This is a genomic window from Kitasatospora sp. NPDC086009, from assembly GCF_044540385.1.
Taxonomy (GTDB): Bacteria; Actinomycetota; Actinomycetes; order Streptomycetales; family Streptomycetaceae; genus Kitasatospora.
This window is the reverse complement of the sequence record NZ_JBITSA010000033.1, coordinates 24,639-47,241: the sequence shown is the minus strand read 5'-3', so window position 1 is coordinate 47,241 and position 22,603 is coordinate 24,639. Positions and strand designations below refer to the sequence as shown.

Genomic DNA, 22,603 nt, shown 5'->3' with positions numbered 1-22,603 from the left:
TTCCGGCTGTCTGTGCGCCGCCAGGGACTCGAACCCCGGACCCGCTGATTAAGAGTCAGCTGCTCTAACCAACTGAGCTAGCGGCGCCTGCTGACGCGGAGAACATTACCTGGTCAGCAGCCGAAACTCACAATCGGGGGGCCGAACGGCCCCGCGCCCCGGCCCGCCGCCGGGGGCCGGGGCGCGGTGTCCGGGGATCGGGGGCGCGCCGGGATCACGGGGTGAGCACCACCTTGCCCCGGACGTGGCCGGTGCCGACCATCCGGTGCGCCTCGGCCGCGCGCTCCAGCGGGAAGGTGTCGGCGATCTCCAGCCGCAGACCGCCCGCCTCCCAGAGTTCGACCAGCTCGGCCAGCCGGGCCGCCGTCCGCGGCCCCCGCAGCATGCGCAGGCCGAGCCGCGCGGCGGTCGGGAAGTCCACGATGGTGCCGATCCGGTCCCGGTCGGAGACCAGCTCCACGGAGGCCTCCAGGGCGCCGCGCCCGGCCGCGTCGAAGGCCGCGTCCACCCCCTGCGGCGCCACCGCCCGCACCCGCTCGACCAGCCCGTCCCCGTACCCGACCGGGATCGCGCCCAGCTCGCGCAGATAGGCGTGGTTGCGTTCGCTCGCGGTGCCGACCACGGTGGCGCCCCAGGCGCGGGCGAGCTGGACGGCGACCGTGCCGACTCCGCCCGAGGCGCCGTGGACCAGGACGGTGTCGCCCCGGCCGACCCCCAGCAGGGTCAGCGCGACATGGGCGGTCTGCCCGGAGGCGGACAGCGAGCCCGCCTGCTCCCACGGCATCCCGGCCGGCTTGGGGACCAGCTGGGAGCCGTCGACGGTGACGAACTCGGCGTGGCTGTTCAGCGGCCGGAAGCCCAGCACCTGGTCGCCGACCGCCCAGCCCCGGCTGTCGGGGCCGAGCTGGTCGACCACCCCGGCGAACTCGTTGCCCGGGACGGCCGGCAGCTCGACCCGCACGCCCGGTGGCGCCCAGCCCTCCCGGACGGCGAGGTCGGCGGGCTGCACCCCGGCCGCGTAGACGCGGACCCGCACCTCGCCCGGTCCGGCGGCGGGGGTGGGTACCTCGGTCACCCGCAGTACCTCTGGGCCGCCGAACCGGGGGACGGTCACAGCCTTCATCTGGAGCTCCTGCCTCGTGGTCTGCGCTCTCGGTCCTGCCTGCGCCCCGATCATCGAAGGTGAAGCGGACTTGAGGTCAAGGGCCCTCCGGCGTGTTGCGTCAACTGAGCGCATTGTCGGATTTATCCTCGACGGCGGCCCGAGTCTCGCCCGGCCGCCCCCGTCGTCCGCCACCTGCCCGTCGCCACCCGCTCTGCCAGCCACCCTCCGCCACCCGCTCCCGCCACCGATCCGCCGTCGAGAGGAACCTCCCCGTGGGCCAGCTGCCCCTGCTCTTCGTGGTGCTGCTCGCCTCCGTCGTGACCATGCCGCTCGCCCGGCGGACGGGCGTGCCGCAGCCCGTGCTGATGACCCTGCTGGGCATCGTCATGGCGCTGGTCCCGCAGATCCCGGACGTCACCCTCGACCCGGACCTGATCCTCCCGCTGGTGCTGCCGCCGCTGATCTTCGCCGTCGCCCGGCGCTCCTCGGTGCGCTACTTCCGGGCCAACATCCGCTCCATCCTGCTGCTCGCGGTCGCGCTGGTGGTGGTCACCACCACCGCGGTCGCCGGCACCGTGCACGCCCTGCTTCCCGCGCTGCCGGTCGCGGCCGCCGTCGCGGTCGGCGCGCTGGTCTCCCCGCCGGACCCGGTCGCCGCCGTCGCGGTGGCCGGCAGCATCGGCCTGCCGCGCCGGCTGGTGTCGATCCTGGAGAGCGAGGGCCTGTTCAACGACGTCACCGCGATCGTCATCTACTCGCTGGCCATCGACGCGGTGGTCAGCGGCGACTTCTCGCCCGGCCACGCGGTGCTGCGCTTCGTGCTCTCGGCCGTCCTCGCCGTCATCATCGGCGTCGGCCTCGGCTGGCTCAACGCCAAGCTCGCCTCCTTCCTGGAGGACCCCACCCAGCAGGTCGCGCTCAACCTGCTGGTGCCGTTCGCCGCCTACACCCTGGCCGAGGAGATCCACGGCTCCGGTGTGCTCGCCGTCGTGGTCTGCGCGCTCTACCTGGCGGAACGCGCCGCGGAGGCCGACGCCGTCTCCTACCGGCTGGTCGGCAACGCCTTCTGGGAGATCGTCGAGATCCTGATCACCGGAGTCGCCTTCGGCCTGATCGGCCTGGAGCTGGCCACCGTCCTGAAGGAGGCCGGCACCGGCTGGACGAGCATGCTCGGCGACGCGGCCGCCGTCATCGCCGTCGTGGTCGTGACCCGGCTGCTCTGGCTGCTGCCGGCCGGCTGGCTCTCCCGGAAGCTGCGGGCCGACGTGGAGGAGGACACCCCGATCAGCTGGCAGGAGAGCGTGGTGCTCTGGTGGTCCGGGATGCGCGGGGTGGCCACCGTCGCGCTCGCCCTGGCCGTCCCGCTGACCGTCGACTCCGGCGAGGGCTTCCCCGAACGCGGCCGGCTGGTCTTCATCGCCTTCAGCGTCGTCCTCTTCACCCTGCTGGTCCAGGGGCTCACCCTGCCGTGGCTGGCCAAGCGGCTGCACCTGGACATCGACCAGGACAAGCACGAGCAGGCGGTGCGCGAGCTCTGGTGGCGGGCCGCCCGGGCCGGGCTCGAACGGCTCGGCGAACTGGAGGAGCAGGACAAGCTGCCCGCCGAGGTCGCCGACCGCCTGCGGGACCGTCAGCACGACCGGCTGGCCCGGCTCTGCCCGGAGAAGTACGCCGAGGAGGAGGCCAGCGAGGCCAAGCTGCGGCTGAGCCAGTGGCGCGCCGCGTACAGCGTCGAGCAGGAGATGATCGCCGCCTCCCGGCGCGAGATGCTGGCCGCCCGCAGCGAGCTCGGCGCCGACCCGGAGCTGGTCGACCGGGTGCTGCGCGGGCTCGACCTCCGCTCCGAACGGAAGTGACGCGCCGTCCGGGGGTGCCGGCGGCGTCCGCGCAGCCGGCCCGGGGGCACCCCGGCGGCGGCCCGCCGGGCCGGTGGCCGCCGGGCCACGGAGCGTCCCCGAACGGAATGTGCGCAGGTGGTCCCGACGTTGCATAGGCTGGCCCCGGGCAGGCCGTCAACGGAGTCGGCGAACCATCAGTACCCGCACGACCTCGCGAAAACCCTCCCGCCTGGCCCTGCCGGTATCTGCACCCAGATGAAACGAGGAGCCACCGATGTCGGAGACCCGTGCCGACTCCCGTACCCCCCTGGACCGCACCCCGCAGTGGGCCGCCCTCGGCAAGCACCGCGCGGAGCTGGGCGAGACGCACCTGCGCGAGCTGTTCGCCGCCGACCCGGAGCGCGGCCGCCGCTACACCCTCCGGGTCGGCGACCTGCACGTGGACTACGCCAAGCAGCTGGTCACGGACGAGACGCTGACCCTGCTGCGCGAGCTCGCCGAGGCCACCGGCGTCGCCCGGCTGCGGGACGCCATGTTCCGCGGCGAGAAGATCAACAACACCGAGCACCGCGCCGTCCTGCACACCGCGCTGCGCGCCCCGCGCGGCGCCGTCGTCGAGGTGGACGGCGAGAACGTGGTGCCCGCCGTGCACGCCGTCCTCGACAAGATGGCGGCCTTCGCCGAGCAGGTCCGCGGCGGCGACTGGCGCGGCCACACCGGCAAGCGGATCCGCACGGTCGTCAACATCGGCATCGGCGGCTCCGACCTCGGCCCCGCGATGGCCTACGAGGCGCTGCGCTCCTTCGCCGACCGCGACCTCGACGTCCGCTTCGTCTCCAACGTGGACGGCGCCGACCTGCACGAGGCCGTCCGCGACCTCGACCCGGCGGAGACGCTCTTCATCGTCGCCTCCAAGACCTTCACCACCATCGAGACCATCACCAACGCGGTCTCCGCCCGCGGCTGGCTGCTCGCGGGCCTGGACGCCGGCACCGAGGCGGTGGCGAAGCACTTCGTCGCCCTCTCCACCAACGCCGAGGGCGTCGCGGACTTCGGCATCGACACCGCCAACATGTTCGAGTTCTGGGACTGGGTGGGCGGCCGCTACTCCTACGACTCGGCGATCGGCCTCTCGCTGATGATCGCCATCGGCCCGGACGCCTTCCGCGAGATGCTGGACGGCTTCCACCTGGTCGACGAGCACTTCCGCACCGCTCCCGCCGAGGAGAACGTCCCGCTGCTGCTCGGCCTGCTCGGCGTCTGGTACGGGGCCTTCTTCGACGCCCAGGCGCACGCGGTGCTGCCGTACTCGCACTACCTGTCGAAGTTCACCGCCTACCTCCAGCAGCTGGACATGGAGTCCAACGGCAAGTCGGTGGACCGCGAGGGCAACCCGGTGAGCTGGCAGACCGGCCCGGTGGTCTGGGGCACGCCCGGCACCAACGGCCAGCACGCCTACTACCAGCTGCTGCACCAGGGCACCAAGGTCATCCCGGCCGACTTCATCGGCTTCGCCCGGCCGGTCGCCGACCTGCCCGACGGCCTGGTCGCCCAGCATGACCTGCTGCTCGCCAACTTCTTCGCCCAGACCCAGGCGCTGGCCTTCGGCAAGACGCCGGAGGAGGTCGCGGCCGAGGGCGTGCCGGCCGAGCTGGTCCCGCACAAGACCTTCAAGGGCAACCACCCGACCACCACCATCCTGGCCGGGGAGCTGACTCCGTCGGTGCTCGGCCAGCTGGTCGCGCTGTACGAGCACAAGGTGTTCGTCCAGGGCGCGATCTGGAACATCGACTCCTTCGACCAGTGGGGCGTCGAGCTCGGCAAGGTGCTCGCCAAGCGGATCGAGCCGGTGCTGCTGACCGGTGAGGGCGCCGACGCGCTGGACAGCTCCACCGCGGAGCTGGTCGCGCGCTACCGCTCGCTGCGCGGCCGCTGAGCCCGCGGGGTGCCGGACGGGATCGACCCGTCCGGCACCCCGTACCTGCCCCAAGGATCGGAAAACGCCGGAAGGCCCCTCGCTCTCGCAAGGGGCCTTCCGGCTGTCTGTGCGCCGCCAGGGACTCGAACCCCGGACCCGCTGATTAAGAGTCAGCTGCTCTAACCAACTGAGCTAGCGGCGCCTGCTGACAGAGGAGACTTTAGCAGCGGCGCGCGGCCCGGCCAAAATCGAATACCCGGAGCCGGGGGTGGCCGCGCTCGGCCCACCGGCAGCGCCGGGCTCGGCCCGCCGGCGGGGCCGGGCTCAGCCCACCGGCGGGGCCGTCGAACCGGCCCGCTCGGCCGACTCTCGGGCCGCGCGGACGCAGGCCCAGAGCACCACCGAGGCGCCCGGCAGCCACGGCTCCCGGGCCTCCGGGGCGACGATCCACCGCCCGGCACCCAGACCGGGCGAGTCCGGGCTGTGCAGCATCCGCTGCACCGGCGGGACGGTCACCGCGTCGCCGCGGCCGTGGCAGAGCAGCGGCGGGACGTCCCGGGCCCACTCCTCCCAGGCGAGCAGCCGCCGCAGCCGGGCCGCCGCCCCGGGCCGGACGAACAGCAGGGTGCGCCCCCGGTACACGGCGACCGGGCCGCAGCCGGGGCCGGAGGTCCACAGCTCGTCCAGCACCCGCCGGCCGAACAGGGACGGCATGCTGATCACGTCGAAGGCGCGCCCGCAGGGCAGCACCGAGGGCGCCCACGGGCGCGACTCCCAGAGGGCGCGCATGCTGCGGGGGTACTCGCTGGCGGAGGCGAGCCAGGCCTCCCCGGCCACCGTGACGTACTCCACCGACTGATAGGTCCAGATGTCCACGGACAGCAGAGTGGGGTGTCGGCCGGGTGTCCGGAAGGGAAAGCGTGGTTCGCCGGACAGCACGGCGGGGAGCGGCGTACCCTGCCGCGCCGCATATGCCACTGGCGAGGTTGCCGCCCCGATCGCGGCCAGGCCCCTGATCGCGGTCCGGCCCCTGATCGCGGCCCGGCCCCCGATCGGGGCCCGCCCCCGGGAGGCGGTCAGCCCTCGTGGCGGCGGGGCTGGAGCAGGCCGCGGCCGTACTCGATCATCTTGGTCGCGTAGTCCGGCGTCCAGTCCGCCCGCTCGGCGATCTCGGCCTCGGAGAGCGCGTCGAACCGGCGGGTGTCCGCGAGCTGCGCGGCGGCGACGGCCTGGAAGTCGGTGGCCCGCTCGGCGGCCGCGCGGAAGGCCAGCGCCAGCTCGGTGGAACGGCGCAGCAGCTCGGCCGGGTCCTCTATCGACTCCAGGTCGAAGAACCGCTCCGGCTCCGGCTCGGCGAGGTTCGGCTCGAACAGCAGCTGGACCGGGCGCCGGCGGCGGGCGGGCGCTTCACCGGCGCCTGCGCCCGAACCGGCCGGCACGGTCGAACGGCTCGGGTCGGACGCCTGGGCGTGGGAGTCGGGCATGGACGGACACCTCCGGGGGCTCGGTGGGGGCGGACGGCGGCGGCCGGGGAGGACGCCGCCCGGTCCTGGCCGCCGTCCATTGTCTCGCGGCGACTGCCGGTAACGGAACGGTGCGAGTCCGGGCGCTATTCCCTCCCGGCGCGCCGGGGGCGTGCACCCGGCGGGAGGCGCCGCCGACCTGCGGGAGCCGGCCACCGCCCCCGGCCGGCCCGCTCAGCGCGCCAGCCGTACCCGGTGCCCGGCGAGGTGCTGCAGCACCTGGTGGTTGGCCTCCCAGCCGTCGGGGAACTTGACCGAGACGCCCAGCTGGACGGGTTCGGTGGCCGGGTGCTCGTCCAGCAGCTCGGCGATGCCGGCCCGGGCCACCACGATGCACGCGTGCCGGTGCCGGGAGGCGAGCACGCAGAGCCGGCCCGTCTCCAGGTGGAAGGCGGTCGCGTCCGGCCGCCCGGAGAGCGGGTGCAGCACCACCGTGACGTCGTACTCCCGGCCCTGCAGCCGGTTGGCGGTGTCCACCGTGACGGCCGGGCCGGTCGTCGGGTCGACCGGGACACCGGCCTTGACCAGCGCCGCCCGGACGGCCGCCGCCTGGTCCCGGTGGGCCGTGCCGACCGCGATCCGGCCGGGGGCGAGCGGGACGGTGCCCTGCTCGGAGTGGGCCGTCAGACCGCGCTCCAGCAGCCGGCGGACGGTCGCCGCCACGGCGGCCACCGCCTGCGGATCGGTCCGGACGGTGTGCCGGGCGGGCAGCTCCAGCAGCGCCCAGCCGTGCTCGGCCGCCCGGTCGATCGCCGCGTCCAGCGCGGAGCCGTCCGGCCGCACCGAGGCGGTGAGCAACCGGTCGCCGGGCCCGGTGCCGGACCGGAACGGCGTGTACGGGTAGAACGCGTCGGAGATCAGCGGCGCCGCGCTGGCCGGCAGCCGCCAGGAGACCGGCAGCCGGTGCGGCTCGATCTGCGGGTTGTGCGCGAGCAGCGTGACCACGGCGCTGCTCGACGGGTCGTACGACAGCCCCGCCCACTGCTCGGTGCCGACCACCGTGAACGGGTCCAGCTGGCCCGGGTCCCCCACGAACAGGGCCCGCTCGAACAGCCGGGCCACCGCGAGGAGGGCGTCCGAGCGCATCTGGTACGCCTCGTCGACGATCGCGTGCCGCCACGGCGCCTCGGTCCTCACCCACTGCCACTTGGCGGCCGTCGAGACCACCACGTCGTGCTCGGCCAGCTCCGCCACCTTGTCGGAGGGCGTGACGTTGGGGTGCCGCAGCACCTCGGGGCCGGGCCGGGAGTCCGCGGCGTGCAGCCGGCCGATCGTCAGCCCGGGCGCCTTCTCGGCCAGTCGGTCGACCAGGTCGTCCACCTGTCCGTTGGTCTGCGCGACGATCATGAGGCGCTCGCCGGCCTCGACCAGCTCGCGGGCGGCCCGCACCACCAGGGTGGACTTCCCGGCGCCGGGCGGGGAGTCGACCACCACGCCGCGCGGGGCGCCGACGGCCGGGCGGACGGTGGCCTCCAGGATCCTGGCCACCGCGGCGTCGGCGGCCGCCCCGGGGGCCTGCTCGCTGTTCATCGGCGGGGTCACTCCCACTCCTCGACGGCGGTGGCGGCTGCGGCGCCGGCGGCGGCCGGCCCGGGGGTGGCGGCGGCGCCGGGCGGGCCGCCGTGCGTCCACGGCGTGTCGTCCGGCTCGGGCAGCGGCGCGGACTGACGGACGGTCAGTTCGAACAGGGTGAAGGTGATCCGCTCGCCGGGCTCGGGCAGGCTGCCCGGCTCCGGCTCCTTCCGGCGCCCCATGCCGGACAGCACCCGCAGGGTGATGGTGCCCGCCACCGGGTCGACCGCGGTGATCACCGCCTTCTGCGGGCTCGGCGCGGCGCCGGAGTCCGCGAGGGGGGAGGCCCGGACCCGGTGCGCCTCCCGGCCGAGGTCCGCGTGCGGGCGGTCGGCGGTCCGGACGGTCACCAGCGGACGCGGCTTGGGCGAGCGCCCCGAGGTGTCGTAGTCCGGCACCACCTCGGTGACCACACCCGCGAAGGCCTCGCCGGCCAGCCGGTGCTCGGCCATCGCCAGCGGGTCGTCCAGGGCCTCCTGGACGTCCAGCCGGGCCTGCTCGCGCTCGCGCTGCGCCAGCTTCCGGGCGGCCGTCACGGCGTCGTCCTGCCGGGGCTGCGGCGGCTCGCCGGCCGCCAGCCGGTCCCGGTGGCCGGTGTAGGACCAGCGGTCGCCCGTCCAGCGCTCCGCCAGGTGCCCGGCCGGCGGCAGCTCGCGGAGCAGGTCCAGGCCGTGCCACACGTCGTGCCAGGTGGGCAGCAGCACCCGGGAGAGCACCGCGCGCAGCTGCTCGACAGCCGTCCGGACCGCGGCCCGGGCCTGCTCCGCGTCGGTGCCGCCGGGCTCCTGGGCGGCGTGCGCCAGGGCGGCCGCGGCGGCGTCGTAGCGGGCGATGGCCGGGCCCAGCACCAGTTCGTCGAAGCGCGGGTCGGTGGCCGGGCCGGCGGGCGGGTGGAGCAGCTGGCCGGCCCCGTCCCGCGCGGACTCGGCCAGCTCGGCGGCCTCGGCCCCGGTCAGGCCGGCCGGCGGCGCGTGCCAGGCCAGCCGGGCGGCGAGGTGCTGGTCCTCCAGGTGGCTCTGGCCGGTCGCCCAGTGCCGGGAGAGCAGGCCGGTCATCGCCAGCAGCAGGCTGGAGCCGGGCACCTGGGCCCGGTCGGTGAGGTGGGTCAGCCAGCGGCCGAGCAGCGGCACCCGGGCCGGCGCCGGGTAGGGGCCCGGCTCGTCGTCCTCCACGGTGCGGCGGAAGCGGGTGGAGCGGCCGAGCAGGGCGAGGTGGTGCACGCCCGCGGCGTTGGGCACGATCAGCTGCGGCGCGTCGGCGCACAGCTCACGGAAGACCTGCGTCTTCTCGCCGGTCTCCGGATCCTTCTCGGAACCCTCGATCTGCTCCACCTCGTCGGCGAAGGACTCCAGGTAGGGCAGCAGGTCGGCGGCCAGTTCGGCCAGGAAGTCGAAGCGCAGGGTGCGGTTGAGCGGCTGCGGGACGATGTGCAGCCGGGGCGCCGAGCGGTCGGTGCCCAGCAGCACGGCCAGCGGTGCGCCCGCCTCGCCGGCGGCGGTCAGCGGGACGACCACCATCGGGCGTTCGGCGAGGTGCCGGTGGCGGACGGTGGCCAGCGGCTCGGCCCGGCCGCTGCGGACGGCCTCCAGCCGGGCGAGGGTGCCGAGCAGGCTCATCGGGCGGCTCCGGCCCCGGCGAACGCCTCCGCCGGCGGCTCGGCGAGCGGCCGGCCCAGCGCCTCGGCGCGCAGCGCGGCGGCGTACGCGAGCCGGGCGGCGGCCTCGTCGTTGCCGTCGCCGCTGTCGTTGCCGTCGTGGCTGGCGTCGTGGCCGGCGTCGGCGGCCGTGGTTTCGGCGTGGGCGGCCTCGGGGCGGCGGCCGGTCTCCTCGGCGGCGGCCAGTGCCTCGGTGACGGTCCGGATACTGCCCAACTCGCCGCGCACGCCCCGGCCGAGCTGCTCCACCCGGTCCTCGCAGCGGGCCCGGGCACGGCAGTGGAAGCCCAGCTCACAGGTGGAGAGGCAGTCCGGGCTGTACGCGGCCGGCACCGCCTCGACCGACTCCGCCAGCTGCTCGGCCGAGCGGGCGGGGGCCCCCGTCGGATCCGACGCGAGGTCGAAGCCGGCTCCCGGCGGCAGCGCGTCCAGCAGCCGGCCGATGCCGGTCATCCGGCTGAGCTGGCGGCGGGTGGTGGCCAGCTCGCGCCGGACGTCCACGGTCACCGCGGTCGGCCGGTTGCTGAAGTCCTTCGGGCAGACCAGCAGCACGCTCAGCCGGGGGCTGCCCGGCAGCCGCTGCTCGACGTACGGGTTGCGGTCCGGCTCCCGGCCGGCCAGCGCGGCGGCCGTCTCCTGGAGCGCCAGGACGTAGACGGCGGCCTGGCGGGCGGCGGCACCGACCTTGGCCGGGTCCGCACTGCCGTCCAGCACCGGGAAGGACTTGATCTCGATCACGGTGCACCGCCCGCCGTGCACCACGACCGCGTCCGGCTCCAGGTAGGCGGTGCTGCCGGCCACGGTGAGCCGCAGCAGCGGGTGGTCCAGCAGCGTCCAGGCCTGCGGATCGGCGGCGGCCTGGGCCAGTGCGGCGGTCGTCCGCTCGGCCCGGACCGCGGGGCCGGAGCGGCGCAGCAGATCGGGCACGGCGAGCGGGGCGCCGCCGTCGGCCGGCAGGCCGAGGTGGCGGCGCAGCGGCTCCAGCAGCGCCGTGTAGTCGTCCTCCTTCAGCCGTGACTCGAAGATCACGCCGCGGGCGAGGGCGAACGGGGACTGGCCGAACGGGGCGGGCCGGCCGAGCCGGGCGGCCAGCGCCGACTTGTCGACCCCGGCGGCGTCGAGCACGGCGCGGCGGTGACAGCCCGGATTGGCGGCGAGCGCGGCGAGCGCGCGGGCGTTCAGGCTGCGCTGCGGTGCGGGACCGCGCAGGTCGGCGAGCCGCTGGGCGAGCGGCTCAAAGTGCCCGTGGGACGGGACGTTCGTCGAGACGTTCATGGTGCGGCCCAGTGTCGCACCCGGGTCCGACAATCCGGTCCGGTCCGGCCATCCGCGGCCATCCGCGCCGATTCCGGGCGGTGGGCGGGCGGGTGTGCCGGTCGCCGCCCACCCGGGGGGCCGCGATTCGCTGCGGCGGCGCCCGGGCTCGTAGGAGGTCCGCAGGTGAGGGATCATGGAGTGCCGGTGCTCAATGGTGAGACCGACCGTTGCCACCGCCCCGCTGCGAGGAGCCACCCATGCCCGCCCGAATCGTCCTGGTCCGCCACGGCGAGACCGAGTGGTCGGCCACCGGCCGCCACACCGGCCGGACCGACATCCCGCTGACCGAGGAGGGCCGCGCGATGGCCCGGGCGCTCGGCGCCCGCCTGGCCGAGGCCCCCTGGAACGGCCTGCCGGACGCCCTCGTCTACACCAGCCCGCTCGGCCGCGCCAAGGAGACCTGCGCCCTGGCGGGCTTCGGCGACCGTGCCGTGGACCGGCCGGAGCTGCTGGAGTGGGACTACGGCCAGTACGAGGGCCGGACCGGCCCGGACATCCGCGCCACCGACCACCCCGGCTGGCTGATCTGGCGGGACGGCGTGCCCGGCGGCGAGAAGCTGTCCGAGGTCGCCGCCCGGGTGGACGGCTTCCTCGCCGGCCTCAACGACGAGCACGGCGTGCCGGACGAGGCGACCACGGTCATGCACGGCGCCGACCGCGACGTGGTGCTCTTCGCGCACGGCCACCTGCTGCGCATCCTGACCGCCCGCTGGCTCGGGCTGCCGCCCGAGTACGCCCAGCGCTTCAAGCTCGGGACGGCGGCGCTCTGCGTGCTGTCCTGGGAGTACGGCGCACCGGCGGTCGAGGTCTGGAACGACCTCAGCCACCTGGAGGGCCTGCAGCACTGACCGGCCGCCGCGCCCCGCGTCCGACGGTCGGTCAGGGACGGGGCGCGGCCGCGGTACCGGCGAGCGCCGGCCCCGGCCCGCTCAGGCGGCCGCCGCGAGGTCGTACTCGGTCAGGAACCGGCCGACCTCCGGCACCGTCCGGTGCGGGCGCAGCCGCTCGGCGGTGTCCGCCAGCATGCTGCGGATCCGGGCCGAGCGGACCTCGCCGAACAGGGCCACGGCGGCCGTGCCGTGGCCGGCGGCGCCGGCCACGTCCCCCCGGCCGAGGCGGTCGTGCGCCAGCTCGGCGGTGTACAGCACGCGGTTGCGCACGAAGTGCGGCTCCTGGAGGGCTATGGCCAGCCCCGCCTGTTCGCTGGCCCGGTCCCAGTCCCCGAGCGCGGACCAGCACTGGGACTGCAGCCCGGCGATCTCGGCCTCGCCGAAGAAGGACATCCACTCGGGGTCGGCCTCGGAGGGGCCGCGGTCGAACAGGGTGTACGCCCGGCCGAGCGCCCGTTCGCAGGCGGCCCGGTCCTGCAGCAGCGCCCAGCCGCCGGCCTCGCGCATGGCCAGCAGGGAGAGCAGCCGGTCGGAGTCCAGCTGCCGGGCGGCGGCCTGCCCGGCCTGGGCGGCGCGGAGCGCCTCGCGGGGGCGTCCGGCGTCCCGGGCGAGGAAGGCGCTGTTGCAGAACACGTGCGCCTCCAGGGCGGAGTCGCCCGCCATCCGGGCAGTGGCGAGCGCCTCGGCGTAGAGCGACCGGGCGTCCGCCAAGCGGTTCGAGTCGTGCGCCAGCCAGCCCACCGAGATCGCGAGTTCGCCGGCACCGGCCTGAAGTCTTCGCTCCGTCTCGGCGCTGTACTCGCCCTCGTTGAGCAGCACGTAGGCGGTGCGCAGCGACTGCCCGGCCAACTCGAACAGGGCGTCGGCGCCGTACACGTCGTCGGCCAGCCGGATGTCCCGGACGGCCTGCTCGACGTCGAGCACCTCCGCGGCGCCGATCCGGCGGGGCGGGGGCACCGGCCCGGGGCGGCCCGGGACGAAGCCGGTGCCCCGCTCGGGGTCGAACAGGCCCGGGGCGGCGCCGAGTCGGGCGGTCTCCTCGGCCCCGGGTGTGCCCGGGGCGGCGCGGTCGGCGGCCCAGGCCGGCCGGTCGATGCCGATCACGGTGGCCAGCGCGGCCGGGCCGCCGGCCAGGAACGTACGGCGACGCACGTCGTCGTTCTCCTCGTCGAAATGGTGCGGTCCATCGGGCCCCCGGAGTGACGCCGGGGACCTCGGCGACGCAGGTCCGTCCGGTGGGGGTGGTTCCGCGTACGGCGAGGCAGCGTACGGGAGTTGGATGGAGTGCGGCGAGCGCGGGGCGGGCAGGGGCGGGAACTGCGGGTGGAGCCGGGGTGGTGCGGAGCCCGCGCCGCCGTCCGCCGGGCGGCGGCGGACGGAGGTGCGGGGGGCGAAGCCGAGGTCGGCCAGCGAGCGGTCCGGCCACATGTGCCGGAAGACCCGCTCGTAGGCGTAGTTGGGGCAGCGGATCTCGCCCGCCTCGACCCGCCCTACGTAGCGGGCGTCGCAGGAGACGTGCTCGCCGATCTCGCGGGCGGCCCGTCGTACGGCCATCGCGAACTCGCCCGGCGAACGGTCGCCGCGCAGTGCGCGCATCACGGTGTTGGGTGACGGGCGGTTCGGCTCGGCCGGTGGGGTGGCTGCCATGGTGCGCTCCGTGGTCGTGCGGGGTGCTGGTGCGAAGTGGGGCGGTTCCGGAGGGTGTCGGTCCTGGGTACGGTGGTTCGGCCCGGTGGTGGTGCCGTGCGGCCGGTCGGCCGACCGGGGCCCGCTCGGTCGCGTGGACTCCGCTCGGGCGCGGGTGGGCCCGGTGGGCCCGGTGGAGTCGGCCACGGGTGGGCCCGGTGGGGCTGGATGGGCCCGGGCTCGCAACCGACAGTACCCGGAGTCACCGATTGGACACAGCGCGTTTGTGGATGATGTGCTGTCAATTGCGGTCAAACCGGGCGCTGTTGCCTGGATCTGCCATGAAATGCCATGCCTTGCTGTAAGGCGCCCCGTGGCCTCGACCATGTCCCCGGCGTTGTCCTGTTACGTGGAAGCCCCGGTCGTCGCCCAGGCCCACCGCCCGCAGTGGCGGCCCCCGCCCCGGAGCAGCGGCACTTCCGATCGGACGAGGTGACAGGAGAGCCCGTGATGGCCATCGGAGTACCGCAGTACCACCGCCTGGTCGCCGGAGGGGTGCTGGCGGCCGCCGCCCCCGCCCTGCTGCCCGAGGCGGCCGACGACCGCGGCCCGGGCCGCGGGCCCCTGGAGGGCGGCCGGGCCCCGTGCGGCGGCGGCAGCGGGCCGGCCCGCCGGCTCGGCTCGGAGGGCGGTGTGGTGGTCACCGGCTGCGACACCGTCACGGTGGCGCTGCGGCACGGCCTGGAGACGGTCGACATCCTGCGGCTGCGCCGGGCCTGCGGTGCGGCGCTGCAGAGCCGCAACGGCAGCACGGTCTCCTTCTTCGTCCCGGCCGGCACCTCCGAGACGTGGCACCTGCCCGGCAGCTCGTGTACCGCCGGCGCCCTGCTCCTGCCCGCCACCGATCCGCGCTGGGTGATGCCACCGGTCGGAGCGGACTTCACCGCCCGCCCCACCGACGCCTGGGTCCTGCGTTCGGCGCTCTGCGAGGCCGCCTGCACCCTGACCGCCGGCGGCCTCGGACCGTTCTGAGACCCCTTCCGAGGTCCGTCCGGAAGGCCCGCACCGAACGGTGCCGTCCATGCTGCCCGGGCCGCGGAGACACGTCGTGCCCGTCGTCGGGCAGGGCCACCCGGACCGCTTCCAGACCGGGCACCCCCTCTCCTCCTTCCGCCGGTCCCTCGCTGAGCTGCGGAGACCTTCGGCACGACGGCGATAATGGCCGGTATGGGACGAAGCAGCAGGGCCGGCCGCGGCACGGACAAGGCCCGTACCGACAAGGGCCGTACGGCGGCGGAGCCGCAGTCGGCGGTCACCGGCCCCGGCGGCCGCACGCACGCCCAGGGGGCGCTCACCCGTCCCGTCGACTCCGGGCTGGCCGAACTCCGCCCGGACCGTGACCGTTCCGCCGCCTGGTCGCTGCTGATCGACGGCGCCCCGCAGTCGATGGTCGACCTCGCCGACCCGACCCACCTGGGCTTCGAGTACCAGCGCCGGCTCGGCCACCTGATCGACCTGGTCGCCCCGCCCGGCCGGCCGGTCACCGTCCTGCACCTCGGCGGCGGCGCTCTCACCCTGGCCCGCTACGTCGCGGCCACCCGCCCGCGCTCCCGCCAGCAGGTCGCCGAGATCGACACCGCGCTCACCGAGCTCGTCCGGACCGAACTCCCGCTGGAACGCGGCTGGCAGATCAAGGTCCGCGGCGCGGACGCCCGCAGCGTCCTGGAGCGGACCCCTGAGGGCACCGTCGACCTGGTGATCGCCGATGTCTTCTCCGGCGCCCGCGTCCCGGCCCACTGCACCACCGTCGAGTTCACCGCACTGGCCGCCCGCGCGCTCGCCCCGGGCGGCTGGTACGCCGTGAACATCGCCGACGGGTCGGCCCTGTCCTTCGCCCGCTCGCAGATCGCCACCCTCGGTGCGGTCTTCCCGGAGCTCTGCCTGGTCGCGGACCCCGCCGTGCTGCGCGGGAAGCGGTTCGGGAACCTGATCCTGGCCGCCGCGCACACGTCCCTCCCGATCGCCGAACTGAGCCGCAAGGTGGCCTCGGACGCCGCCCTCGGCCGGGTCGAACACGGCCGCGCGCTGGCCGACTTCGCCGCCGGTGCGGCGCCCGCGACCGACGTCACCGCCGCCCCCTCCCCGGCCCCGCCGCCGGAGGTCTTCCGGTAGACGTCGGGGTGCGCCCGGCCTGCGCCGCCCGGCTCTCGTCCACCCGTCTCCCGCCCCGCCCCTCTCCGGGTGGTCGGCGGGAGCCTGGAGGCAGGCCCTGGACGCCTGCGCGCCTCAGCGCCCGGGCGCCCTGGGGGAGCCTTCCCCAACAGCGAGGGCGACGCCCGGGCGGCGGACCTCGTCGGGCGCCGGTCGGGCCTGGGCGCGCACGGGCCGGCTCAGTGCCCGCGCGGCAGCCCCCGGTGCTTGCACATCGCGGCACCGGTGAGCAGCAACCCGGCCGCGATGGGCGCCAGGACGGCTGTCCCGGTGCCGGAGAGGCCGTGCCCGGCGAACTCGGCGGCCGTGCCGGTCGCGACCGGGCTCTCGTGTGGCGCGGGCCGGTCGGCGACGGTGGTCCGGGCACTCTCGCCGCCGCCTGCCCCGGGGTGTCCCGCGGTCTGCGCCCGACGGTCGGCGGCTTCGCGGTCGGGCGGCGGCACGGCGGGGCCGTGCGACCCGGTGGCCCTCGGGGCGGACGGCCCGGCCGGAGCGGCGCCGCCCCCCGTCCGACCGGGTTCGGCGGCCGGCTCGCCGGTGTCGGCGTCCCGGGAGGCGCGGGTCTCGGCGGAGCGGGTCTGGGCCGGCACGGCGGCGAGCAGTCCGGAGGCGATCGCGAAGGCGTCCGGGACGGAGGCCCGCTGACCGGGCAGCGGCAGGTCGCCCGCTCTGATCCGGTCCTGGAGCAGGCCGCCGACGGGTGCGGCTGCGGCGCTGAGAGCAGGCACGGGCACGGCCGCGGTGGCCGGTTCGGCGAGCCGGCCGAGGGCGCCGGGCGACGCGGCCTGCCCGGGCGGCGTCCGGCCGGGCGCCGCCCGGCCCGGGCCCGGCTGCCCGGCGGGTGCCGGGTCGGCGGACGGCTGCTCGGCGGAGGGTCGGTGGGCGGCTGCCTGCCCGCTGGGTGCCGCACCGGGGGAGTGCGGCGCCGCGCCCTGACCGGCCGCGCCCACGGGGTGCCCGGCTGACCCCCCGTCGAGGACCGGGCCGCCGTCCAGCGTCCGGCCGACGGTGCGGCTGACGGGTTCCGGCAGCGGCCCGGCGGCCGCCGCGTAGGCGCCGGCCGCTCCCAGGCCCCAGAGCTGTGCGAGGAGCGCCCCGCCCGCGGCGACGACACGCGGGCGGGGCAGCCACCGGCCGCCGGGGCGCCGGGCGGCACCGACGGCGCGTCGGACGGGTTCCGGGGCCTTGGTCGCGTGATTGGCTCGCACGTGAGTTGAGAACGAGCGAACGGGCCGTGAGGTCACGGGCGTCGTCACGGACAGTCATCACGCGGACCAGGTGTCATCGGCTCGCCGGCCCCGCCGACGTACCCGGTGACCGGGCCAGGGCTCCTGCGGGGATCAGGAGTTGGGGCGCAGCGTCCAGATGACGGTCATGATGCCGGTCACGGCGCCGTCGGCACGGGTGATCTCGACGGTGACGGGGAACTCCGGCCGCTCGCCCTTGTCGAGTTCGGCGACGATGTCCGCGGCCGGACGGCCCAGCACCGCGGTGGCGGTGACGGTGCCCATGGCCAGCTTCTTGTAGGAGATCTCGGCGCTCACCGCGAGCGGCACGGCCCGCGAGAGCTGGTCACTGAAGGCGCCCAGCACGATGCAGCCGCTCGCCGACTCGGCGAGGGTGAACATCGCGCCGGCGTGCGGGCCGCCGACGTGGTTGTGGTACTCGGGCTGGTCCGGCAGCCGGAGGACGGCACGCTCCGGCGTCGTCTCCAGGTACTCCAGCTTGAGGGTGCGTGCCATCGGCACGGTCGAGTCGAGGAGCTGGCCGATCGAAGGTGTGGTCATGGCAGCAATGTTACTAGTCGGTAGCTTCTGGCGGCAGACCTCCCGGAGGGGAAACCACGAGAACCGGGGGAGGTGGGAGGCCTGGGAACGCGAAAACGCCTGAGGGGCCGATCTCTTGAAGAGATCGGCCCCTCAGGCTCTGGGGTGAGTGACGGGACTTGAACCCGCGGCCACCTGGACCACAACCAGGTGCTCTACCAACTGAGCTACACCCACCATCTGTCCGGCTCGTTCCCGCTCTTCGCGTTCCCGTTCCGACAGGAAGAACAATACAGGATCCGGAAGGGTGCTCGCGCCAGGGTTTCCATCAGCCCGGTGCGGGCCTTTCCATCAGTCCGATGCGGACCCCTCCCGGGGGCGGCGGCGGCCTTCGCGTCCGGCCCCGGGAGGTGCGGACGGGTCAGTCCGTCGGGGCGTGGTACTTCTCGGCGATCGCGCGCGCGGTGTCGGTGTCCGGGCCGGGCTGGGGGACGAACACCGCCTCGCGGTAGTACCGCAGTTCGTCGATGCTCTCGCGGATGTCCGCGAGCGCCCGGTGGTTGCCGCCCTTCTGCGGGCTGTTGTAGTACGCCCTCGGGTACCAGCGGCGGGCCAGCTCCTTGATCGAGGAGACGTCGACGATCCGGTAGTGCAGGTGCCCCTCCAGAGCCGGCATGTCCCGGGACAGGAAGCCGCGGTCGGTCGCCACGGAGTTCCCGCACAGCGGCGTCCGCCCGGCCTCCGGCGCGTGCTCGCGCACATAGGCGAGGACGAGTGCCTCGGCCTCGGCGAGCGTGACGCCCTGCTCCAGCTCGTCGAGCAGCCCGGAGGAGGTGTGCATGGTGCGCACCACCTCGGGCATGTTCGCCAGGGCCTCGGCGGGCGGGCGGATGATGACGTCGACGCCCTCGCCGAGGACGTTCAGCTCGGAGTCCGTCACCAGCGCCGCGACCTCGACCAGGGCGTCCCGGTCGAGGTCGAGGCCTGTCATTTCACAGTCGATCCATACCAAACGGTCATTCACGCCACTCACCCTACGGCGCGATCACGCGCCACGGGCACCGAAGGAGCCGAGCGGGGTGCCGGGGCGCAGGACTCGGAGCCGTGCGCGTCCTGACCGTGGCCGTCGGGCTCGTGCGCCTCCCGGGCCGTACCGGCCTGGTGGGCGGGGTGGACCGGGTGCGCCTGGTGACCGTCCCGGGCGGGACGGGGGTCACGCGGCTCACGGGCCCCGTCCGGGCCCGCGGCCCGGCCGCCCTGCGGTCGGACCTGGGGGCCGCGGGCCTGGCGGGCCCGACCCTCCGGCGTCGCCGGAGCGGCCGACGCCGACGCCCGGCCGGTGGCCGCACCGTGCCCCCGGCCGCCGGAGCCGTCCTCCGACGGTCGCTCGGCCGCGCTGCGGTGCCCCTGCCCCTGACCGCGGGCCCCGGGCTGCGGCTGACCGTCCTCCGCCGCGGCGTGCTCCGCCGTGCGCGGCGGCCGACCCGCCCCGGGACCGGCCTGCGGCGGGACCAGGGGCGGCCGCGCCGTGCCCCGCCCCGTCCCCGGCTGGCCGGAGTGCGGCTGGTGAGCCGCCTGCGGATGCGGGTAGGGCTGGGCGGCCCGAGCGTGCACCCCCTGCCCGGACGGCTGGCCGTGCTGGCCGTGCTGGCCGTGCTGCCCGGGCGAGCCGTGCTGGCCCGGGCCGCCGGAGGGGTACGGCAGAGCGGGTGCCGGCCCGTGCTGGCCGGGGACCACCCCGCCCGCCGCCGTGGCGGCGGCCGCCAGGGCCGCCGCGGCATGGGCCGCGGCCGACGCCGGCACGGCACCGGCCAGCCGGAGGTCACCGGCGTGCAGCGGCGCCGGCGTCGGCGAGGCCGAGCCGGGGCGACGGGCCCGGTAGCTGGTCCGGTACGCGGCCGGCGAGACCCCGAGCTGGCGCCGGAAGTGCCCGCGCAGCGCCACCGGCGACCGGAAGCCGCAGCGGCGGGCGACATCGTCCACCGACAGCTCCGACGTCTCCAGCAGCCGCTGCGCCTGGAGCACCCGCTGGGTGATCAGCCACTGCAGCGGGGCGCTGCCGGTGAGCGTGCGGAACCGGCGGTCGAACGTCCGCCGGCTCATGTAGGCACGCGCGGCCAGCACCTCGACGTCGAACTGCTGGTTGAGGTTCTCCAGCGCCCAGGTGACCACCTCGGCGAGCGGGTCGTTGCCGATCTCCTCCGGTAAAGACTGATCGATGTACTGGGCCTGGCCTCCGCCGCTGCGGCGGCTGGGCACCACCAGCCGGCGGGCCAGCGCGTTGGCGGCCTCGGCGCCGTGGTCGCTGCGCACCACGTGCAGGCAGAGGTCGATGCCGGCGGCGGTGCCGGCCGAGGTCAGCACGTCGCCGTCGTCGACGAAGAGCTCCCGCGGGTCGACGTGGACCCGGGGATAGCGCTTGGCCAGGGTCGGCGCGTACATCCAGTGAGTGGTCGCGGGGCGGCCGTCCAGCAGGCCGGCGGCGGCGAGCACGAAGGCGCCGGTGCAGAGGCCGATGATCCGCGCGCCCTCGTGGTGGGCCTTGCGCAGGGCGGTGATCGCCTCGACCGGCGGCGGCTGCGAGATCGAGCGCCAGGCCGGGACGACGATGGTGCCCGCCCGGGCGAGCGCCTCCAGCCCGTACGGAGCGGAGAGGGTGAGGCCTCCGGTCGTGGCCAGCGGCCCCTCCTCGCCGGCGCAGACCAGCAGGCGGTAGCGGGGCACTCCGGCGTCCTGGCGGTCGACGCCGAAGACGGAGAGCGGGATCGAGCTCTCGAAGATCGGGGCGCCGCCGAAGATCAGCACCGCGACGGTCTCGCGCCGGCGCCGGCCCGAGAGCTTCCGGGGGGCGGCGGACATCAGGGGGACCGAGGGGCCGTTCAGGCCGGACCCGCCGCCGGCGCCGTAGCCGCCGTGGCCGTTGACGCCCTGGCCGCCGTGGCCGCCCTGGCCCTGGCTGTTGGGGCCGCCGCCGTTCGCGTTCTGGCCGTTCTGGCCGCTCTGGCCCTGGGGGCCGGGGCTGTGGCTGTTGGGGCCGTGGAGGTGGGGGCTGTGGCCGCCCGAACCCTGCCCGCTCGGACCCTGGCCGAAGGTGCCTCCGGGCAGCCCGGTGGGTGTCGTCGCGGCGCCCGGACCGGGGGAGGCCGGGAACGTCGCGTCCGAGCCCGGATGGCCGAGCGCCCGGCCGAGCTGGTGCCCGCCGGGCTGGGCGCCGGACTGAGCTCCGGGGTGACCGCCAGGATGGCCGGGAACCGACGGGCCGGCCTGCCCGGCCGTCCCCTGGCCCTGGAGACCGCCGTGGCTGACGGCGGGTCGGCTGACGGGTCGTCCGGCATGGTCCGGGGCACCCGAGAAGGTGCCTGTGCCGGAGCCCGCTGGTGCGGACGGGGTGTGTGAGGCCGGTGAGGCCGGAGTGTTCACCGAGGCGTACGGGACGTATGGGGCGGCGCTGGAGGTGCCGGGGGAACGGGGGTTGGCAGCGGTGGCCGAAACGCCGGCGCCTCTCGCGGACCGACCCGCGATATCGGCCACGGCCTGGTCGCTGTCAGGACCCGCGTCGCTCCTGCTCACCCTGCTCAAGGCGCTCAAGCCCCCTCGGTGGTGTGGTGTGGTGGTGCGGCACTGCTGGCCAAGATCGAATCTATCGGGTGGACCGTTGCCGTTGTGACAAGTTCACCATCCGACGCTATGTCGACATGGCAATTTGGCGTGATGCATTCGATCACGAAGCGTGGCACCCGTCGACCCTTCTGGGAAGGGGGCCGGTGCAACGGTGGCTGGTTGTCGCGGGGCCGGTCCTGGGGTGCCCCGCTTCGGCGTGCCCGGCCGGCGGGTCTGGGCTGCGGCTTTGCCCAAGGGCGAGGGAGTCGCGCGAGATTGACCGAAAATAGGCGGTGCACGGGAGGGCGCACGCCTCTCGAAGTGTGCGCCTCCCTGGCTCCATCCGGCCAGTGCCAGGGCTGCGGATCGGACGCCGGTCGCCCGCGCTACCGTCCTGTCGTGGACAACCTCAGCCGGCTCGAACAGGCCAACGACAACGCCGCCGCCTTCTGGCTCGCCCAAGCGCGCGCCCACGGGTGGCAGCACCTCATCCGTCCCGGGTTCACCGCGGTCCGCTGCGCCCGGACCCCGGACGACGCCCACCGCATCGTGGTGACCCGTCCCTATGACCAACCAGCCGTGCTGGAAGACGAACTGGCGGCCCTGCTGGAGGAATGGTCCACCACCCGGCTCACGCTGGAGGACCCCTACCTCAAACTGGACATGTCGCGCCACGGCTGCGCGCACGGCCGGGCGATGCCCGTGATGGTTCGTGAGCCGGGCGCGCTCGAAGCACCCTTGCTCGGCGCGCTGCCGTCGACGGGCGCCCGGGTCGGCGGCGACCTGACGGTCGATGAGGCGCTGGACGCCGACGCCTTCGCCGAGGTCGAACACGCGGTGGTCGACGGCTTCCCGATCGAGGACCGCCAGCCCTGGATACGGGGTGTGATGCTGCCCGAGCGCCTCCTGCACGAGCCCGGTTGCCGGGCCTGGCGGGCCAGGATCGCCGGTGAACTGGCCGGCGCCTGCCTGACCTTCGACGACGGCCGCGCCACCGGGGTGTACTGGGTCGCGACGCTCCCCGAACACCGCTCCCGGGGCGTGGCCCGCGCCGTCCTGGAGACGGCCCTGGCCGCCGCGGACCCCGACCGCCCGGCGACCCTGCTCGCCACCGCACTCGGTGAACCGCTGTACCGCAAGCTCGGCTTCACCGTGGCGGGCCGCAGCCACTGGTGGACGAGGTCGGCCCCCGCGGAGTCGGCCCCCGAGCAGCCGTAGCAGGCCGCGTGCCCGGTCCCGTGTGCCCGGCCCTGCGTGCCGAGGTGAAGGTGGCGAGCAGGGTCGTCGGTCGGTCGCCGCGGTCGGTCGTCGGTCGTCGGTCGTCGGTCGTCGGTCGTCGGGCGGTCCGGCGCCGGGCGCAGTCGGGCCCGGGCCGTCCGTCCGGCCGGCGACTCACCCGGCCGGTGTTCCCCGGAGGCTCCTCGGCGGTAGGTCGGCCACGGGTGACTGCGGCAACTCCGGCTGAACGGTTTCAGACACGGACGGCCGCCACGGCGGCCGGAGTGCCGCTGTCCGGGCGGCCCCCGGGAACAGGCGCACGCGGGCCGTCCAGGGCGGAAAGCGGGGCCTGCGCGCCGGTTCGC

General features: G+C 75.6%; 16 protein-coding genes, 3 tRNA genes and 1 pseudogene. 6 read left to right on the top strand and 14 right to left on the bottom strand.

The annotated features are described in order from the left end of the window. Window positions 1-13 precede the first annotated feature (13 nt). Window positions 14-87: transfer RNA gene (locus tag ACIF6L_RS37495), tRNA-Lys, on the bottom strand. Between the two features lie 127 nt (window positions 88-214). Further along, a complete protein-coding gene (locus tag ACIF6L_RS37490) occupies window positions 215-1,123 on the bottom strand; it encodes an NADP-dependent oxidoreductase (RefSeq protein WP_396491772.1) in 909 nt (302 codons plus the stop codon). Between the two features lie 254 nt (window positions 1,124-1,377). Between ACIF6L_RS37490 and ACIF6L_RS37485 the strand changes: the two genes are divergently transcribed. Both ACIF6L_RS37485 and pgi read left to right on the top strand, forming a co-directional pair. Beyond that, window positions 1,378-2,961 (top strand): Na+/H+ antiporter, encoded by a 1,584-nt coding sequence (locus tag ACIF6L_RS37485; protein ID WP_329487767.1) that lies wholly within the window; start codon window positions 1,378-1,380, stop codon window positions 2,959-2,961. A gap of 256 nt (window positions 2,962-3,217) precedes the next feature. Beyond that, window positions 3,218-4,879 (top strand): glucose-6-phosphate isomerase, encoded by a 1,662-nt coding sequence (pgi, locus tag ACIF6L_RS37480; protein WP_396491773.1) that lies wholly within the window; start codon window positions 3,218-3,220, stop codon window positions 4,877-4,879. Between the two features lie 110 nt (window positions 4,880-4,989). Here the strand turns inward: pgi and ACIF6L_RS37475 are convergent. From ACIF6L_RS37475 to ACIF6L_RS37450, 6 genes are all read right to left on the bottom strand, one after another. Continuing rightward, window positions 4,990-5,063, bottom strand: a tRNA-Lys gene (locus tag ACIF6L_RS37475). A 122-nt stretch (window positions 5,064-5,185) separates the two neighbouring features. Beyond that, window positions 5,186-5,797 carry a bifunctional DNA primase/polymerase gene (locus ACIF6L_RS37470; protein ID WP_396491790.1) on the bottom strand — a complete coding sequence of 204 codons (612 nt, stop codon included), beginning with the start codon at window positions 5,795-5,797 and terminating at the stop codon, window positions 5,186-5,188. Window positions 5,798-5,937: 140 nt separating this feature from the next. Then, entirely contained in the window at window positions 5,938-6,345 is a 408-nt protein-coding gene (locus ACIF6L_RS37465) for a hypothetical protein (RefSeq protein ID WP_396491774.1), read from the bottom strand. A gap of 213 nt (window positions 6,346-6,558) precedes the next feature. Then, window positions 6,559-7,914 (bottom strand): AAA family ATPase, encoded by a 1,356-nt coding sequence (locus ACIF6L_RS37460; RefSeq protein WP_329492105.1) that lies wholly within the window; start codon window positions 7,912-7,914, stop codon window positions 6,559-6,561. Between the two features lie 8 nt (window positions 7,915-7,922). After that, complete coding sequence (locus tag ACIF6L_RS37455) at window positions 7,923-9,572, bottom strand: hypothetical protein (RefSeq protein WP_396491775.1); 1,650 nt, start codon at window positions 9,570-9,572, stop codon at window positions 7,923-7,925. Continuing rightward, on the bottom strand, window positions 9,569-10,885 hold the full coding sequence (locus tag ACIF6L_RS37450; RefSeq protein ID WP_396491776.1) for a hypothetical protein: 1,317 nt from the start codon (window positions 10,883-10,885) through the stop codon (window positions 9,569-9,571). Before ACIF6L_RS37450 ends, ACIF6L_RS37455 begins: the two co-directional genes overlap by 4 nt. Before the next feature lie 239 nt (window positions 10,886-11,124). Here ACIF6L_RS37450 and ACIF6L_RS37445 point away from each other — a divergent pair, with 239 nt between their 5' ends. Next, window positions 11,125-11,775: a histidine phosphatase family protein gene (locus ACIF6L_RS37445; RefSeq protein WP_329487761.1), complete on the top strand. Its 651-nt coding sequence runs from the start codon at window positions 11,125-11,127 to the stop codon at window positions 11,773-11,775. Window positions 11,776-11,856: 81 nt separating this feature from the next. Here the strand turns inward: ACIF6L_RS37445 and ACIF6L_RS37440 are convergent, their stop codons facing one another. Next, window positions 11,857-13,464: a tetratricopeptide repeat protein gene (locus tag ACIF6L_RS37440; protein WP_396491777.1), complete on the bottom strand. Its 1,608-nt coding sequence runs from the start codon at window positions 13,462-13,464 to the stop codon at window positions 11,857-11,859. A gap of 489 nt (window positions 13,465-13,953) precedes the next feature. On the opposite strand from ACIF6L_RS37440, the gene ACIF6L_RS37435 reads away from it, so the two are divergent. Both ACIF6L_RS37435 and ACIF6L_RS37430 read left to right on the top strand, forming a co-directional pair. After that, the gene (locus ACIF6L_RS37435; protein WP_329487759.1) at window positions 13,954-14,475 is read left to right on the top strand and encodes a hypothetical protein; all 522 of its coding nucleotides are present in this window, start codon (window positions 13,954-13,956) and stop codon (window positions 14,473-14,475) included. A gap of 195 nt (window positions 14,476-14,670) precedes the next feature. Then, the gene (locus ACIF6L_RS37430) at window positions 14,671-15,615 is read left to right on the top strand and encodes a spermidine synthase (RefSeq protein ID WP_396491778.1); all 945 of its coding nucleotides are present in this window, start codon (window positions 14,671-14,673) and stop codon (window positions 15,613-15,615) included. Window positions 15,616-15,833: 218 nt separating this feature from the next. Here ACIF6L_RS37430 and ACIF6L_RS37425 read toward each other — a convergent pair whose 3' ends face one another. The 5 genes and pseudogenes from ACIF6L_RS37425 to ACIF6L_RS37405 form a co-directional block, all read right to left on the bottom strand. Continuing rightward, the gene (locus ACIF6L_RS37425) at window positions 15,834-16,862 is read right to left on the bottom strand and encodes a hypothetical protein (RefSeq protein ID WP_396491779.1); all 1,029 of its coding nucleotides are present in this window, start codon (window positions 16,860-16,862) and stop codon (window positions 15,834-15,836) included. A gap of 132 nt (window positions 16,863-16,994) precedes the next feature. Beyond that, window positions 16,995-17,441 carry a DUF4442 domain-containing protein gene (locus ACIF6L_RS37420; protein ID WP_396491780.1) on the bottom strand — a complete coding sequence of 149 codons (447 nt, stop codon included), beginning with the start codon at window positions 17,439-17,441 and terminating at the stop codon, window positions 16,995-16,997. A 140-nt stretch (window positions 17,442-17,581) separates the two neighbouring features. Next, window positions 17,582-17,657, bottom strand: a tRNA-His gene (locus tag ACIF6L_RS37415). A 184-nt stretch (window positions 17,658-17,841) separates the two neighbouring features. Then, window positions 17,842-18,444: an oligoribonuclease gene (gene orn / locus ACIF6L_RS37410; protein ID WP_329487755.1), complete on the bottom strand. Its 603-nt coding sequence runs from the start codon at window positions 18,442-18,444 to the stop codon at window positions 17,842-17,844. Window positions 18,445-19,276: 832 nt separating this feature from the next. Continuing rightward, window positions 19,277-20,279: pseudogene (locus ACIF6L_RS37405) on the bottom strand (helix-turn-helix domain-containing protein); the annotation flags it as partial. Between the two features lie 1,140 nt (window positions 20,280-21,419). Between ACIF6L_RS37405 and ACIF6L_RS37400 the strand changes: the two are divergent. After that, a complete protein-coding gene (locus ACIF6L_RS37400; RefSeq protein ID WP_396491781.1) occupies window positions 21,420-22,238 on the top strand; it encodes a GNAT family N-acetyltransferase in 819 nt (272 codons plus the stop codon). Window positions 22,239-22,603 lie beyond the last annotated feature (365 nt).

Bases quoted from the DNA above. Each gene is read 5' to 3' on its own strand.
- ACIF6L_RS37450 (WP_396491776.1), bottom strand. From the start codon at position 10,885: ATGAACGTCTCGACGAACGTCCCGTCCCACGGGCACTTTGAGCCGCTC.
- ACIF6L_RS37445 (WP_329487761.1), top strand. From the start codon at position 11,125: ATGCCCGCCCGAATCGTCCTGGTCCGCCACGGCGAGACCGAGTGGTCG.
- ACIF6L_RS37455 (WP_396491775.1), bottom strand. From the start codon at position 9,572: ATGAGCCTGCTCGGCACCCTCGCCCGGCTGGAGGCCGTCCGCAGCGGC.
- ACIF6L_RS37460 (WP_329492105.1), bottom strand. From the start codon at position 7,914: ATGAACAGCGAGCAGGCCCCCGGGGCGGCCGCCGACGCCGCGGTGGCC.
- ACIF6L_RS37490 (WP_396491772.1), bottom strand. From the start codon at position 1,123: ATGAAGGCTGTGACCGTCCCCCGGTTCGGCGGCCCAGAGGTACTGCGG.
- ACIF6L_RS37420 (WP_396491780.1), bottom strand. From the start codon at position 17,441: ATGACCACACCTTCGATCGGCCAGCTCCTCGACTCGACCGTGCCGATG.
- ACIF6L_RS37430 (WP_396491778.1), top strand. From the start codon at position 14,671: ATGGGACGAAGCAGCAGGGCCGGCCGCGGCACGGACAAGGCCCGTACC.
- ACIF6L_RS37465 (WP_396491774.1), bottom strand. From the start codon at position 6,345: ATGCCCGACTCCCACGCCCAGGCGTCCGACCCGAGCCGTTCGACCGTG.
- ACIF6L_RS37435 (WP_329487759.1), top strand. From the start codon at position 13,954: ATGGCCATCGGAGTACCGCAGTACCACCGCCTGGTCGCCGGAGGGGTG.
- pgi (WP_396491773.1), top strand. From the start codon at position 3,218: ATGTCGGAGACCCGTGCCGACTCCCGTACCCCCCTGGACCGCACCCCG.
- ACIF6L_RS37440 (WP_396491777.1), bottom strand. From the start codon at position 13,464: ATGGCAGCCACCCCACCGGCCGAGCCGAACCGCCCGTCACCCAACACC.